This window comes from Tabrizicola soli, assembly GCF_015999335.1.
Taxonomy (GTDB): Bacteria; Pseudomonadota; Alphaproteobacteria; order Rhodobacterales; family Rhodobacteraceae; genus Tabrizicola; species Tabrizicola soli.
In genome coordinates this window covers 154,873-168,762 of record NZ_JAEACP010000006.1, presented here as the reverse complement: position 1 = coordinate 168,762, position 13,890 = coordinate 154,873, and the positions used below count along the sequence as shown (strand labels likewise).

The 13,890-nt window shown below is 67.2% G+C and carries 14 protein-coding genes; 4 read left to right on the top strand and 10 right to left on the bottom strand.

The genetic code is table 11. The annotated features are described in order from the left end of the window. Positions 1-47 precede the first annotated feature (47 nt). The 4 genes from I7S92_RS07240 to I7S92_RS07225 are packed head-to-tail and all read left to right on the top strand — an operon-like array spanning position 48 to position 3,846. A complete protein-coding gene (locus I7S92_RS07240; protein WP_242070106.1) occupies positions 48-782 on the top strand; it encodes an amino acid ABC transporter permease in 735 nt (244 codons plus the stop codon). Further along, the gene (locus I7S92_RS07235; protein ID WP_242070105.1) at positions 779-1,663 is read left to right on the top strand and encodes an amino acid ABC transporter permease; all 885 of its coding nucleotides are present in this window, start codon (positions 779-781) and stop codon (positions 1,661-1,663) included. Before I7S92_RS07240 ends, I7S92_RS07235 begins: the two co-directional genes overlap by 4 nt. A 42-nt stretch (positions 1,664-1,705) precedes the next feature. Then, a complete protein-coding gene (locus I7S92_RS07230; RefSeq protein ID WP_206761021.1) occupies positions 1,706-2,452 on the top strand; it encodes an amino acid ABC transporter ATP-binding protein in 747 nt (248 codons plus the stop codon). Positions 2,453-2,457: 5 nt separating this feature from the next. After that, complete coding sequence (locus I7S92_RS07225; RefSeq protein ID WP_242070104.1) at positions 2,458-3,846, top strand: lyase family protein; 1,389 nt, start codon at positions 2,458-2,460, stop codon at positions 3,844-3,846. A gap of 2 nt (positions 3,847-3,848) precedes the next feature. Here I7S92_RS07225 and I7S92_RS07220 read toward each other — a convergent pair whose 3' ends face one another. The 10 genes from I7S92_RS07220 to I7S92_RS07175 all read right to left on the bottom strand — a co-directional run bounded on the left by I7S92_RS07220 (position 3,849) and on the right by I7S92_RS07175 (position 13,797). Beyond that, complete coding sequence (locus I7S92_RS07220; RefSeq protein WP_197642817.1) at positions 3,849-4,757, bottom strand: LysR family transcriptional regulator; 909 nt, start codon at positions 4,755-4,757, stop codon at positions 3,849-3,851. A gap of 199 nt (positions 4,758-4,956) precedes the next feature. After that, the gene (locus I7S92_RS07215; RefSeq protein ID WP_197642816.1) at positions 4,957-5,910 is read right to left on the bottom strand and encodes a CobW family GTP-binding protein; all 954 of its coding nucleotides are present in this window, start codon (positions 5,908-5,910) and stop codon (positions 4,957-4,959) included. Beyond that, complete coding sequence (locus I7S92_RS07210) at positions 5,903-6,196, bottom strand: hypothetical protein (protein ID WP_197642815.1); 294 nt, start codon at positions 6,194-6,196, stop codon at positions 5,903-5,905. Before I7S92_RS07210 ends, I7S92_RS07215 begins: the two co-directional genes overlap by 8 nt. Before the next feature lie 3 nt (positions 6,197-6,199). Beyond that, positions 6,200-7,102, bottom strand: a complete 903-nt coding sequence (locus I7S92_RS07205; protein WP_197642814.1) for a polysaccharide deacetylase family protein — start codon at positions 7,100-7,102, stop codon at positions 6,200-6,202. A 28-nt stretch (positions 7,103-7,130) separates the two neighbouring features. Continuing rightward, positions 7,131-8,591 carry a dihydropyrimidinase gene (gene hydA / locus I7S92_RS07200; protein WP_197642813.1) on the bottom strand — a complete coding sequence of 487 codons (1,461 nt, stop codon included), beginning with the start codon at positions 8,589-8,591 and terminating at the stop codon, positions 7,131-7,133. Continuing rightward, the gene (locus tag I7S92_RS07195; RefSeq protein WP_197642812.1) at positions 8,588-9,574 is read right to left on the bottom strand and encodes an asparaginase; all 987 of its coding nucleotides are present in this window, start codon (positions 9,572-9,574) and stop codon (positions 8,588-8,590) included. The genes hydA and I7S92_RS07195 overlap by 4 nt, the downstream gene beginning before the upstream one ends. A 1-nt stretch (position 9,575) precedes the next feature. After that, entirely contained in the window at positions 9,576-10,694 is a 1,119-nt protein-coding gene (locus I7S92_RS07190; protein ID WP_197642811.1) for an ABC transporter ATP-binding protein, read from the bottom strand. A gap of 6 nt (positions 10,695-10,700) precedes the next feature. Then, on the bottom strand, positions 10,701-11,537 hold the full coding sequence (locus tag I7S92_RS07185; protein ID WP_197642810.1) for an ABC transporter permease: 837 nt from the start codon (positions 11,535-11,537) through the stop codon (positions 10,701-10,703). A 5-nt stretch (positions 11,538-11,542) separates the two neighbouring features. Beyond that, positions 11,543-12,418, bottom strand: a complete 876-nt coding sequence (locus I7S92_RS07180; protein WP_197642809.1) for an ABC transporter permease — start codon at positions 12,416-12,418, stop codon at positions 11,543-11,545. A 74-nt stretch (positions 12,419-12,492) separates the two neighbouring features. After that, complete coding sequence (locus I7S92_RS07175) at positions 12,493-13,797, bottom strand: ABC transporter substrate-binding protein (protein ID WP_242070103.1); 1,305 nt, start codon at positions 13,795-13,797, stop codon at positions 12,493-12,495. Positions 13,798-13,890 lie beyond the last annotated feature (93 nt).

Below are 13,890 nucleotides of genomic sequence, written 5' to 3'. Positions count from 1 at the left end.
ATTGCCGCGGGCCGGGTGTTTTCGCGCAGAAAGGCGGGGGCCCGCGCTTGGAACAGTTCTTCACCTGGCTTTACCAGGAGCAGGGGATCAACCTGACCATCGGCTACGACAGCTATGATCGCGGCCTGTTCCTGGCCGGGATCTGGATGACGGTGAAGCTGTCGGTCCTGTCGGTCCTGTTCTCGCTGGTGATCGGCGCGCTTGGCGCCTGGATACAGGGTTCGCCCTCGGCGCTGATGCGCGGGCTGGTCGGTGCCTTCATCGCCTTCTTCCGCAATACCCCGCCGCTGGTGCAGCTGTACTTCTTCTACTTCGCCGTCGGCACGGTCCTGCGCCATACCGGCGAGAACGGACTTCCGCAGCCGCTGGTCTCCGGCTTCGGCTGGGCGGTCATCTCGCTGTCGCTGTTCGCCGGCTCGCTGAACGTCGAGATCTTCCGGTCGGGAATCGAAGCCGTGCCGCGCGCGACGGTCGAGGCGGCGAGTGCACTCGGATTCAATCGGTTGCAGACCTATCTTCATGTGGTCCTTCCCCTGGCGCTGCGGATCTCGCTGCCGTCGCTCGGGACCAATCTGGTCAACCTCGTCAAGACCACCTCGCTGGCCTATGCCATAGCGGTTCCCGAGGTCCTGTATGTCTCGGCGCAGATCTGGTCGGACCAGCTGAACGTGCGCGAGATGATGAATGTCGTCCTGCTGACCTACATCGTCCTGGTGGCCGTCCTAGTCTGGGGCCTGCACCGCTGGGAGAAATCCATGCGTATCCCCGGATTCGGAACATGACGGAACTCCTTCACCCCCGCCCGGCGGACCCTGCCATGCCGGCGATCAAGGGACACCTGCCGGTCCTGCTGCCGGTGCGCCCGCCCCGGCCCGTCACGGCGGCCGAACTGTTCACGCCCGGAACGGCGCTTCTGCTGCTGGTTCTCCTGGCCTGGTTCTCCGTCGGCCCGGTGGTGGCGCAGGCCGCGGGCGAGACGCGCACGCCGGTCGCGCTGCTTTTGCTGAAGTGGACGCCGGTCCTGGCCGAAGGCTTTGCCTTCAATATCCTGATCTCGATCCTGTCGATGCTGGCCGGCACCGTGCTGGGCGTCGGCCTGGGCGTGCTGCAGGTCTCGCCGAACCGGCTGCTGGCGCGGCTGGCCTGGGTGGTCACGCAGTTCTTCCGCAACTCGCCCTGGCTGGTGCTGCTGTTCTACTGCATCCTGCTGATCCCGTTCGAGCTGGAGATCCTTGGCACGACCGTGCCCTTCCCCGGCTGGATCAAGGCGGTGATCGGGCTTTCGCTGCCGGTGATGGCCTACATGTCCGAGTTCATGCGCGGCGCGATCCAGTCGATCCCCTCCGGCCAGTGGGAAAGTGCCGCCTCGCTGGGGTTCACGCGGCGCCAGACCATGATCGAGGTGATCCTGCCGCAGACGGTGACCCGTGTCCTGCCCTCGTGGATGAACCTCTATGCCGTGCTGACCATGGCGACGCCAATCGTCTCGATCGTGGGGGTGAACGAGGTCATGGCCCTGACCCGGGCGGCGCTGTCCTCGGAATCGCGGACCGATCTGCTGATCCCGATGTACCTTTATATCCTCGGTTGGTTCTTCCTCTACTGCTACCCGATCTCGCGGCTGACCCGCCGTCTGGAACGGAAATACGCGGTAAAGCTCTGAAGCCCGCCCTGCCCGCAATTGTCTGACATGGAAGCGACGACGATGACCTGGACGCCCGACAAGCCGATCATATCAATCAAGGACGTGCGGAAATCCTTCGGCGCCGTCGAGGTGCTGAAAGGCGTCAGTCTTGACGTCATGAAGGGCGAGGTGATCTGCATCATCGGCCCGTCCGGCTCGGGGAAATCCACCCTGATCCGCTGCATCAACGCGCTGAACGACATCCAGTCCGGCTCGATCACGGTCGAAGGGCAGGAAGTCCACGACCCGAAGCTGGACAAGCTGGAGCTGCGCAAGAAGGTCGGGATGGTGTTCCAGCAATACAATCTCTTTCCGCACAAGACCGCGCTGCAGAACGTGATGATGGCGCCGGTGAAGGTGTTGCGCCAGCCCAAGGCCGAGGTCGAGGCCCGGGCGCGCGCCCTGCTGCGCAAGGTGCGCCTGGAGGGCAAGGAGAACAGCTATCCCGGTGAATTGTCCGGCGGTCAGCAGCAGCGCGTCGCCATCGCCCGCAGCCTGGCGATGAACCCCGACGTGATGCTTTTCGACGAGGTGACCGCGGCCCTGGACCCGGAGACGGTGAAGGAGGTGCTGGTCACCATCCGCGACCTTGCCGCCGAGGGGATGACCTGCGTGCTGGTCACGCACGAGATGGGCTTTGCGCGCGAGATCGCCGACCATGTCTATTTCACCGACCGGGGCGTGATCGTCGAACACGCCCCCCCGCGCGAATTCTTCGAGCACCCGAAGGACCCCAGGACGCGCGCCTTCCTCAGCCAGGTGCTCTAGGTGACATGATGCGGACAGACAAGGACAGCCTCGGCCCGGTGCAACTGCCGGAACAGGCGCTCTATTCGGCCGGAACGGCGCGCGGCGCGGCCAATTTCGCCGGCATGGGGCGGCGGATCGCGGACTATCCGCATTACGTCGGCGCCCTTGCCCGGCTGAAGAAGGCCGCCGCCCTGGCGAATGCGGCCTGCGGCGGGCTTTCGGCCGAGACCGCCGCCGCCATCGTCCGGGCCTGCGACGAGATCCTGGACGGCCAGCACCATGACGCCTTCGTCATCCCGGTGGCGGAGGGTTCTGGCGGCACCTCCACCAACATGAACTTCAACGAGGTCATCGCCAACCGGGCCGGCCAGATCCTGGGCGGCGCGCCTGGCCGCTTCGCCCGCGTGCATCCGAACGACCATGTGAACCTGGGCCAGTCCACCAACGATGTCGTGCCTTCGGCGGTCAAGCTGGCCTGCGTGCTGGCCTCGGCCGACCTGGTCGCCGCGGTCAGGGCGCTGGCCGGGGCATTCCGGGACCGGGCGGACGCCAACCGCGAGGTCCTGCGCGTGGGCCGGACCTGCATGCAGGCCGCACAGCCGATGACCTATGGCCAGCTGTTCGACGGCTACGCCGCCCTGATCGACCGCTCGGCCGAGGCAGTCGCGGCCCGGGCGCGGCGGCTGACCGTGGTGCCGATGGGCGGCACCGCCATCGGCACCGGGCTGGGCACCCTGCCCGGCTACCGCGACCGTATCGCCGACGAGATGACCGCGGTCTTCGGCTTCCCCGTCACGCTGCCCGCCGATCCCTTCGACGCGATGCAGGCCGCGGACGGTTTCGTCCGCTTCTCGTCCGAGTTGAAGATCCTGGGCGAGGCGCTTGGCAAGGTCGCGGCCGATCTGGTGATCCTCAGCTCGGACGGCGGCGCCGGGATCGGGGAAATCCTTCTGCCCGCCGTGCAGCCGGGATCTTCGATCATGGCCGGCAAGGTGAATCCGGTGATCCCGATGATGGTGCAGCAGGCGGCCTTCCTGGTGCACGGGCTGGATGCGATCGTCTCGGTCGCGGCGCTGCATGGCCAGATGGAGATCAACCATTTCGAACCGATCATCGCCCATGCCCTGTTCGACTCCATCGCGATCCTCGGCACGGCCTGCACGGGTTTCCGCGCGCGCTGCATCGAGGGCTTGCACGTGGATGCCGAGCGGTCGCATGAAAACCTGATCCGCTCCTCCGCGATCTCCAGCGTCTTTTTGCACCGTTACGGCTACGAGCGCGTGACCGGGCTGGTCAAGGCCGGGCAGCAATCCGGCCGGGGCCTTGTGCAGGAGGCCATTGCGCAGGGGGTGCTGGCCGAGGCGGATGTCCGGGCGCTGCTTGCCAGTGCCGCGGCCGGGACGTCGATCTAGCGTCAGGAAAGGCCTTCGTCCTGCGGAACGGGCCCGCCGGCCGGATCGTCGGCAAGGCTGCGGCATTCGGCGACGAAGGCCCGCACCGCCGGCAGCCTCGCCCCCGAGGTGCGCCAGAGGACGCCGACTTCCCGGACTTCCGTCCGCGCCAGCGGCAGCTTGCGCAGGCACAGACCCTCGGGCCAGGGCGGCTGCCAGTCCGGCACGATCGCCACGCCCAGGCCCCGGTCCACCATCGCGGCGATGGCATCCAGGGCGTCGAGCTCCAGCCATTCCCGCACTTCGAGTGCGTTGTCGCGCAGGTATTTGTCGACGATCTGCCCACCCCACTGGCTGCGGTCGTAGCGGATGAACCTGTGGGTCGCGAGGAGCTTGCCCGGATCCTCGCCTTCGGAGCCCGGCGGCGCCAAGAGGACCAGCGGCTCCTTGCGGAAGGTCAGCCAGTCGGCCGACTTCGGAATGACGAACCGCGGGCGGATCATCAGGGCGGCGTCCAGCTCTTCGCCGATCACCCGGTGATAGAGATCGACCGAGGAGCCGGGCTCGATGAAATATTCCACCTCCGGGTGGCGCTGTCCCAGGCCCGCGATGATGCGGGGAAGGTGCCCCACGAGCGAGGTCGCCGTCGCCCCCAGCCGCAGCTGTCCCGAAGGAACGCTGCCCGCGGCAATCGCCCGCAGGTCGCGCGCGCCCTGAACCAGGTTTCGGGCATGTTCGAGGATCGCAAGCCCTTCTTCCGTGGGCTGGACCGTCCGCCCGGCGCGGACGACCAGCGAATGGCCAAGATCGGCCTCGAGCGCCCGCAGTCTCTGCGCCAAGGCGGCAGAACTGAGATTCAGGCGGCGCGCGGCCTCGGCAATCGACCCGCAGTCCGCGATGACGATGAAAGTCTCCAGAAATCGTGTATCCATGGGTCCATTGCCTTTGAGGCGCGCGCAACGCAGAGAAGGAAGATCCGTGCCGCCATGAGGGATACGGCAACTTCCGGATCATGCCAATCTGCCGGGCCCGCCGTTGCGCGCCGCGACCCCGGCCGGGTCCACCGCCCGAGGAACACCGCCCGAAGTCCCGACCTTGCGGAACCCGCCCGGATTCGGGATGCGAGCGATCCTAAAGCGCCCGGACGAAGGTGTCCCAGGACCGCAGAAGGCGCTGTTCGTCGATGTCGCGGCCGATGAGGGCGATGAAATCGGGATCCCCGGCGCCCTGCGGGGCATCGGGCAGGATCTCGGGCGGCTGCACGTGGTGCCGGACGGATTGCAGCAACAGCCGCCCCGCCGGAGTCGTGATCACGCCCTTGATGCGCACGATGCGGTCGCCGCGGGCATGCAGCAGCGCCGACAGCCAGGCGGACAGGGCCCACCACCCGCCTGCCTCGCGGGCATCCAGGCGATGGGCAAGGATCGGGGCCGCCGCCTCAGGCTCCGGCAGGTCGAAGGGCGCCGCGGCGGGATCGGTCTCCCGCGGCGCCTCGACGCCGAATTCGGCCCAGGAGACCGCCGCGCCGGGGGCAAGAAGCCGGAGAGTGGCGACCAGCCGCGACCGCTGCGGCAGGTCGGTTCCGGCCGCCTTGGTGACCACGATCTCGTCGGCCGCCTCGATCTGCCTGCGGGCCAGATGTTCCCCGGCCAGCTGCTCCATGGCGGCGCCGGCATCGACCAGCACGATCGTCCGGGCCAGGACGATGCGGCGGACCAGCACCGGATCCTCCTGCAAGGCGCCGGCGATGGCGGCCGGATCGGCCAGGCCGCTGGTTTCCAGCACGAGCGCGTCGATCGCCCCGGCCCCCGCCCCGGTGGCATCGTCGCAGATCCGGCGCAGCGCGGCGATCAGGGCGGCGCGCCCGGTGCAGCAGGCGCAGCCCCCCGCCAGCACCTCCAGCCGGTCGGCCCGCCCCAGAAGCAGATCGTCCACCGGCAGTTCGGCGGCCTCGTTCACCAGGACATGCACCCGGCCGAACCGGCGGGTGTAAAGCTGGTGGCGCAGCCAGCTGCTCTTGCCCGCCCCGAGGAAGCCCCCGACGATGGTCAGGGGCAGCCGGCCATCCGAGCGGACGTCAGCCAAGACCCAGCGCCCGGTCCGAAAGCGGGTCGATCGGGCCGCCGGCCAGCCGCGCGGCCTCGCGCCAGAGGGCCTCGAGGTCCGGCACCAGCACCCATTCGCCGCCGGGCGCGAACAGCTGCAACCCCGGCGTCACGCCATCGTCGCGCGCCGTCAGCCCATAGCGCGCCAGCAGGCGGTTTACGACCGCCAGCCGGGTGAAGCGCAGGCGCAGCCGGTCGCCGGGGCTGGAGGCCCCGGCATCGGTCCAGTGGCCCGGCGCGGCCGGAAAGCCGCAGGCGTTGCACATCTCTCAGATCACCTCGGGCCGCTTGCCGCTGGCAAAGGGATAGCGCCTGCGGAAATCGGCGGCGATGGTGTCGAAGGTCGCCCATTCGATGCCATCATGGCCGTTGATGTGCTCGATCAGCCGCTCCAGCATCAAGAGCACCTGCGGGCGGCCGGCGACGTCGGGGTGGATGGTGAAGGCGAAGACGGCATAATCCATCTCGCGGTAGACCCAGTCGAACTGATCGCGCCACATCTCCTCGATATGGCGTGGGTTCACGAAGCCATGGCTGTTCGGCGATTTCTTCATGAACATCATCGGCGGCAGGTCGTCGACATACCAGTTGGCCGCGATATCGACGAGGTCGATTTCCGTGCCATGCTTCAGGGGATGCATCCAGTCCCTGGCCTGCTTGGTGTAGTCGATCACGTTCCAGCTGTCGCCGACGCGGGCGTAGAAGGGCTGGAAGTCGCGGTAGCCCTGGCTGTGGTCATAGGAGAAGTTGTATTTCTTCAGCAGGGCCGCAGTGTTGGCCGACATTTCCCACCAGGGCGCGACATAGCCGGTGGGCGGCTTGCCGGTCAGCTTGTCGATCAGTTCGATCGACTTGACCAGCACGTCCTCTTCCTGCTGCGGCGTCATCGCGATGGGATTTTCGTGCAGATAGCCGTGCGCCCCGACCTCGTGGCCGGCATCGACGATCAGCTTCATCTCCTTCGGGAAAGTCTCGAGCGAGTGGCCGGGGATGAAGAACGAGGTCTGCAGGTCGTATTTCTTGAACAGCCGCAGCAGGCGCGGGATGCCGACTTCGGTCGCGAAGATGCCGCGCTGGATGTCCGACGGGCTGTCGCCCCCGCCGTAAGAGCCGATCCAGCCGGCGACCGAGTCGATGTCGGTGCCGAACGCGCAATAGATCTTCTTGGCCATGTCGTTCCTCCTGTTTGGATAGCGGCGGTCAGACGCCGCTGGGAATGTTCTGCGGATCGCGGTGGATGAAGCGGGGCGAGTTCAGTTCTTTCCAGACCGAAAGCGCCTTGCTGGCGGCGGGGAAGGCGGGGCGCGGGATATAGATGCCGTGCCCGGCGCTGGGGCGGGTGTTCTGGCCGTGCGACCAGACCACCGTCCCGCGCGAGATCGTGTGGCGGGCCTGCGCCGTGACCTCGACGCCCTCGAAGACGTTGTAGTCGATGATCGACAACTGGTCGGCGGCGCGGATGGTCTTCTTCAGCTTGGGGTCCCAGACGACGATGTCGGCGTCGGCCCCCGGCACCAGTGCCCCCTTGCGTGGATAGATGTTCAGGATCCGCGCGATGTTGGTCGAGGTGACGGCGACGAATTCCTCGGGCGTCAGGCGGCCGGTCTCGACCCCCCTGGTCCAGAGGACGGCCAGCCGGTCCTCAAGCCCGCCGGTGCCGTTCGGGATCGACGGAAAGCCTTTCAACCCCATGCGCTTCTGGGCGGTCGTGAAGGCGCAGTGATCGGTCGCCACCACCTGCAGGCTGCCCGCGGCCAGCCCCGCCCAGAGGCTGTCCTGGTGCTTGCGGTCGCGGAAGGGCGGCGACATCACGCGGCGGGCGGCATGGTCCCAGTCCTTGTCGAAGTATTCGCCTTCGTCCAGCGTCAGGTGCTGCACCAGCGGCTCGCCCCAGACGCGCATCCCCTTCTGGCGGGCGCGGCGGATGGCCTCGTGCGCCTCTTCGCAGCTGACATGGACCACGTACAGCGGCACGCCCGCGGCATCGGCGATCATGATGGCGCGGTTGGTCGCCTCGCCCTCGACCTCGGGGGGGCGGGAATGGGCGTGGCCTTCCGGGCCGGTCTTGCCCTGGGCCATGAACTTCTTCTGCAATTCGGCGATGATGTCGCCGTTCTCGGCATGGACCAGCGGCAGCGCGCCCAGTTCGGCGCAGCGACTGAACGAGGCATACATCTCGTCGTCCTCGACCATCAGCGCGCCCTTGTAGGCCATGAAGTGCTTGAACGTATTGACGCCCAGCTTCACGACCTCGGCCATCTCGCGCCAGATCGTCTCGTTCCAGCCGGTGACGGCGACATGCCAGCCGACGTCGATGCAGATCCTGCCGTCGGCCTTGCGGTGCCAGTCCCGGAGCGCATTCACCAGCGAGCCGTCCGGCCCCGGCAGCACGAAGTCCACGATCATCGTCGTGCCGCCCGATGCGGCGGCGGCGGTACCGGATTCGAAGGTCTCGGCGGTGGTGGTGCCCATGAAGGGCATTTCCAGATGGGTGTGCGGGTCGATCCCGCCGGGAATGACATAGGCCCCCGAGGCATCCACCACCTTGTCGCCCTTCAGGTCCGCGCCGATCGCGGCGATCTTCTCGCCCTCGATCAGGATGTCAGCCTCATAGCTGCGGTCGGCGGTGACGAGGGTTCCCCCCTTGACGACGGTGGTCATGCTTCGATCCTCCAGGAAAGCAGGGAAAGCTCGGCAAAGCGGTGGGGCTGGCCGGCGAGGACGAGGAAGGCGAGCAGGAGCCGCGCCTTCAGCGCATCCAGATCTCCGGCAGGGACAAGGCCGCGGCGGATCAGGTCGATCTCGGCCCCCGGCTGGCCATAGGTGCGGGTCAGGACGCGGCCGCCCCGTGTGCGGCTGGCAAACACCACCGGCACGCGACGGGCGGCCTCGCCCAGCGCCTCGGCCCAGGAGGCCGCGGCATGGCCGCCGCCGGACAGTTCCACCACCAGCCCCGCCGCGCCGGCCCGCAGGGCGGCGTCGAGAAGGCGCGGCGGCTCGTCCAGGCCGGGCTTGAGGATCGGCACGAAGGGCATCCCGTCGCCGATGAGCGCCAGCGCGGGCGGGCGCGGGCGGCGGCAGCGCAGCGCGGGACGACCCTCGGCCAGCCAGCCTAGCGGCGCGGGCGACCAGAAGGCGCCGGTCGCGGTGGTGTCGCGCTTCTGCACCCAGGGGGCGGCATGGATCGTATCGTCGAAGACCACCAGCACCCCCTGGTCGCGGCAGGCAGGATCGGCGGCGCAGGCCACGGCGGCGGCCAGGTTGGCCGGACCATCCGGTCCGGGAAGCGAGGGATGCCGCATCGCCCCGGTCACGACGACCGGGATCCGGCCATCGTGCAGCAGGTCGAGGGCGTAGGAGGTCTCCTCGATGGTGTCGGTGCCTTGCGTGACCACCACGCCCGCCGCGCCCTCGGCCTCGACCCGGCGGATCAGCCCCGCCAGGTCGCGCAGGTCGGCAAGGCCGATCTCGACGCTGGGCACCCGCGCGAGCGTGCGCGCCCGGATCGGGGCCAGGTCCTTCAGCCCGGGCACGGCGGCGATCAGGTCCTCGGCCGTCAGTTCCGGAACCACGCCATTCCCGTCGGGGCGTGGGGTGCTGGCGATGGTGCCGCCCAGGGCGATGACCTCGATCCAGGCTTCCATCTCAGTCCTCGTGGGGGGTGCCGGTCGAATTGTTCTGACCCGGCAGGACATGGTTGAACCGCGCCTCCCACGAGGCGCGGACCCTCTGGCCCACCTCGTTCGGCGCGGCGTAGTACCTGTCGACGTCCAGATAGGCCACGAATTCCTCGCGCGAGCCGGTATCCAGCGCGACCTTCACGAAAGTCCCCTGGTATTCGATGTTGGCGACGGTGCCCTCGGTGCAGTTGCGCCCGCCGCCGAGGTCGGACGCAAGGTGGATCCGGTCGCGCCGGACCGAGAAGTTGACCGTATCGCCTGGCCCGGCACCCGCCACCGCGGGGAGGTCGTACAGGGTTCCGTCCTTGCTGCGGACCACGGTCTGCCCGGCATCGACGGCATCCACCGTGCCGGTCAGGACGTTCTGCCCGCCCATGAACCGCGCGACATAGGGGCTGTGCGGATGGTTGTAGACTTCGCGCGGGCTGGCGGCCTGGTCGATCACGCCGTGGTCCATCACCACGACCTGGTCGGCAAGGGCGATGGCCTCGGGCTGGGTATGGGTGACGTGGATGAAGGTGATGCCGAGCTGGTTCTGCAGGCGCTTCAGTTCCACCCGCATCCGAAGCCGCAGGAATTCATCCAGCGCCGACAGGGGTTCGTCCAGGAGCAGGACCTTGGGCTTGGTGATCAGGGCCCGCGCCAGGGCCACGCGCTGCTGCTGCCCGCCCGAAAGCTCGGACGGCACCCGGTCGGCAAGGTGCAGCAGCTGCACGCGGCCCAGCATCTCGCGCGCAGTGTCACGCCTCTCGGCGGACGGAACGCCCCGGACCTTCAGGCTGAAGCCCACGTTGTCGGTCAGCGACAGATGCGGGAACAGCGCATAGTTCTGGAACATCAGTGCCGTGCCCCGGCTTCCGGTCCGCGCGTGCGTCACATCCTCGCCGCCGATGGAGATCGTGCCCGAGGTCGGGGTCTCGTGCCCCGCGATCATGCGCAGGAGTGTGGTCTTGCCGCAGCCCGAAGGGCCGATCATGCAGCAATAGGCGCCGCCCTCGATGGTCAGGTCCACATTGTTCACCGCGCGCACGGGGCCATACAGCTTGGTGACGCCGCGGATGTCGATCCGGCTCTGCTCGTTCATTCGGCCCTATCCCTGTTTGGCGCGGGCGCGCCTTTTCTGCACGATGGCGATGGCCAGGAAGGCGGCGGCGATCACCAGAAAGCTGACGGCCGAGGTCACCGTGCCGATGGCATAGAGCGCCGGCGTGGTGACGTTGGTCGTCATGTTGGAAATCTCGATCGGCAGCGTGTTGCTGCCGCCGACGGTCAGCAGCGACCGGGGCATCTCGTCGTAGGACAGCGTGAAGCCGAACAGCGCCACCGCGATCAGGCCGGGAAAGAGGATCGGCACGGTGACATAGGCCAGCACCTGCCAGGGCCGGGCCCCGGCGTCGCGAGCGGCTTCCTCCCAGGACCCGTCGAAGCGGTTCAGCACGGCGAACATGATCAGAAGGCCGAAGGGCAGCGTCCAGGACAGATGCGCCCCGAGGCCCGAGAGCCACCAGCCGAGCCTGAAGCCGAGCAGCTGGAACAGCTGGCTGATCCCGAGGCCCAGAAGGATGCCCGGCACGACCAGGCTGACGATCGAGAGGTAGAAGATCGGCCCCGCCCCCCAGAACCGGCGGCGGAAGGCAAGGCCCGCGAACAGGCAGACCACTGCCGTGATCACCAGCGACAGCCCGCCCAGGGCCAGCGAGCGGCGGAAGGCCCCGCCGAGATCGCCATAGCGGCTGGAGGACCACAGGTCCGCGAACCAGTGGGTCGAGACGCCCCGCATCGGGAAGGTCAGCCCGCCGCCGGGACCCTGGAAGCTGAGGATGAAGATCATCAGCATCGGACCGTAGAGGAAGACGACGAAGAGGCCGAAGAACCCGGCCAGAAGATAGAAGGCCAGGCCGCGGCGAGAGGTGGTCGTCTGCGTCATCGCCTCTACCTCGCCAGTTCCGAGCGGATGTCCACCACCCGCAGGATTGCCGTGACCATCAGCAGCACCACCGCCACCAGAAGCACCGCCATCGCCGAGGCGACCGGGTAATAAAGCTGGTCGATGTTGTTCTTCATCGCCGAGACGACCGAGGCGCTTTGCCCGCCGCTCATCACCCTGACCACGAAGAAATCGCCCATCACCAGGGTGACGACGAAGATCGAGCCCAGCGCGATCCCGGTCTTCGACAGCGGGATGATCACGTTCCACAGGATCTGCGCCGGCGTCGCCCCGGCGTCGCGGGCGGCCTCGATCAGGTTCGAGTCGATCTTGGCCATGCTGTTGAAGATCGGCACGATCATGAACAGCGTGAAGAGGTGGATGTAGGTCAGCACCACCGCGAAATCCGAGTAGAGCAGGATGTCCAGCGGCCGGTCGATCAGGCCCGCCTGGATGAGCATGCTGTTGAACAGCCCCTCGCGGCCCAGGAAGGGGATCCAGCTGACCATGCGGATCACGTTCGAGGTCCAGAACGGGATCGTGCACAGCAGGAACAGCCCGATCTGCAGCTTGAGGCTGCGCACGTGGAAGACCAGGAAATACGAACAGGTGAAGCCGATGACCGTCGTCGCCACCAGCGTCAGCAGCGCGTATTTCAGCGTGGCGAGGAACAGCTTCAGCGTGACGGGAGAGCCGAGGACCTCGGCATAGTTCGCCCAGGTGAAGGCGGGATAGACGGCGATGCCGTCGAACTCCCAAAAGCTGAGCATGACCACGGTGACCAGCGGGATGCCGACCATGGTCAGCATCAGGAAAGCCAGCGGCGCAACCTGAAGATAGGGTGCAAGCCGGCTGCCGGACGGAGAGGACCTCCCGGACATGGAACCATCCTTGTTGGTGGCAGGCATCTTGAGGAAAGCGACCCGGCACTGGACGCCGGGTCGCCGAAGTGGACTTACGACGAGACGAACTCGTTCCAGCGCTGGATCATGTAGCGGTCCTCGTCCATCACCGCGTTCCAGCAGGCGATGTTGCCCATGCGCTGCTCGAAGCTGCCGCCATCGCGCGAGGATCCGGCCTTGTCCATGATGTTGCCGTAGGGATCCTTGATATCCTCGGTCGCCGCCTTGCCTTCGTACCAGTAGCCGCGCTCGTTCTCCGAGAGATTGGCCTTGGCGGTTTCGGGAACCGAGGAATAGTAGCCCTGCCGCGCGATGAAGGCGCCCTGCCAGCCCGTGAGATACCAGTTCAGGTATTCGTAGGCGGCCTCCAGCTTGATCCCTTCCAGATGGCGCATCAGGCCCATGCCCACGCCCCAGCCGCGATAGCCTTCCTTCAGGCCCTGGTAGACGCAGGGGATGTTGCGCGATTTCACCGCGGTCACGGCGGGCGACCACATCGACTGGATCACCACCTCTCCCGCCGCCATCAGGTTGACGCTTTCGTCGAAGGTCGACCAGAAGGCACGGAACTGGCCGTCCTTCTTCAGCGCGATCAGGGCGTCGATCGTCTTGTCGATCTCCTCCTTGGTCATGTTGCCCTTGTCGACGTATTTCAGGTCGCCCCGGGCCTCCAGCGCCATCGCGGCGTCCATGATCCCGATCGAGGGGATGTTGACCAGCGCGGTCTTGCCCTTGAATTCGGGATTGAACAGCTCGACCCAGCTGCTGATCTCGCGGCCGACGAGGTCGGGGCGGATACCCAGGGTGTCGGCGTTGTAGATCGTGGGCATGGCGGTCGCGAGGCCGGTGGGCGCCGCCGCGAATTCGGTGGACTCGGCGCTGTCGGTGTAGAGCACCTTCACCGGCAGGGTGCCCTGGCGCGCCATGTCGGAGCCGTCGAAGCTCTTGCCGTCGCGCATCAGCGGGGTGATGTCGCCCCACATCTTGATCTTCGTGATGTCGACCGGCTGCAGGTTGCCCGAGCGGTAGACCTTCTGCAGGCCCCAGAATTCCAGGTCGGCGATGTCGATGGTCTCGGGCTGGTTCACCACCTTGGCCATCAGCTGCGTCGTCTCGGAGGTCTGCGGCACGATCTTGAAGCCCAGGTCCGCGCTTGCCTTCTCGGCGATGTCGGCGATCACGGAATAGGACGGGCCGACCTGGTTCAGCGTCACGTCCTTGAGGTTCTGCGCCCAGATCATCGGCGCGCCGATGACACCCGAACCCACCGCCGCGCCGGTCAGCGCCGCGGTTCCCTTCAGAAGCTCGCGCCGCGTGACGCCCTGCGCCGCAGCTTTCGAAGCCATCTTTTCCGACATTTCGGTCTCCCTGTTGAACGTCGAGGACTAGGTCTGCTCTGGCCGCAGTCAGGTGCGGCTTCTTCAACGGAATCTACCCGGAAAGCCTAAGCC

Coding starts and splice junctions, on each gene's coding strand:
- I7S92_RS07235 (WP_242070105.1), top strand. CDS start 779: ATGACGGAACTCCTTCACCCCCGCCCGGCGGACCCTGCCATGCCGGCG.
- I7S92_RS07230 (WP_206761021.1), top strand. CDS start 1,706: ATGACCTGGACGCCCGACAAGCCGATCATATCAATCAAGGACGTGCGG.
- I7S92_RS07225 (WP_242070104.1), top strand. CDS start 2,458: ATGATGCGGACAGACAAGGACAGCCTCGGCCCGGTGCAACTGCCGGAA.
- I7S92_RS07220 (WP_197642817.1), bottom strand. CDS start 4,757: ATGGATACACGATTTCTGGAGACTTTCATCGTCATCGCGGACTGCGGG.
- I7S92_RS07210 (WP_197642815.1), bottom strand. CDS start 6,196: ATGTGCAACGCCTGCGGCTTTCCGGCCGCGCCGGGCCACTGGACCGAT.
- I7S92_RS07205 (WP_197642814.1), bottom strand. CDS start 7,102: ATGGCCAAGAAGATCTATTGCGCGTTCGGCACCGACATCGACTCGGTC.
- hydA (WP_197642813.1), bottom strand. CDS start 8,591: ATGACCACCGTCGTCAAGGGGGGAACCCTCGTCACCGCCGACCGCAGC.
- I7S92_RS07195 (WP_197642812.1), bottom strand. CDS start 9,574: ATGGAAGCCTGGATCGAGGTCATCGCCCTGGGCGGCACCATCGCCAGC.
- I7S92_RS07190 (WP_197642811.1), bottom strand. CDS start 10,694: ATGAACGAGCAGAGCCGGATCGACATCCGCGGCGTCACCAAGCTGTAT.
- I7S92_RS07185 (WP_197642810.1), bottom strand. CDS start 11,537: ATGACGCAGACGACCACCTCTCGCCGCGGCCTGGCCTTCTATCTTCTG.
- I7S92_RS07180 (WP_197642809.1), bottom strand. CDS start 12,418: ATGTCCGGGAGGTCCTCTCCGTCCGGCAGCCGGCTTGCACCCTATCTT.
- I7S92_RS07175 (WP_242070103.1), bottom strand. CDS start 13,797: ATGTCGGAAAAGATGGCTTCGAAAGCTGCGGCGCAGGGCGTCACGCGG.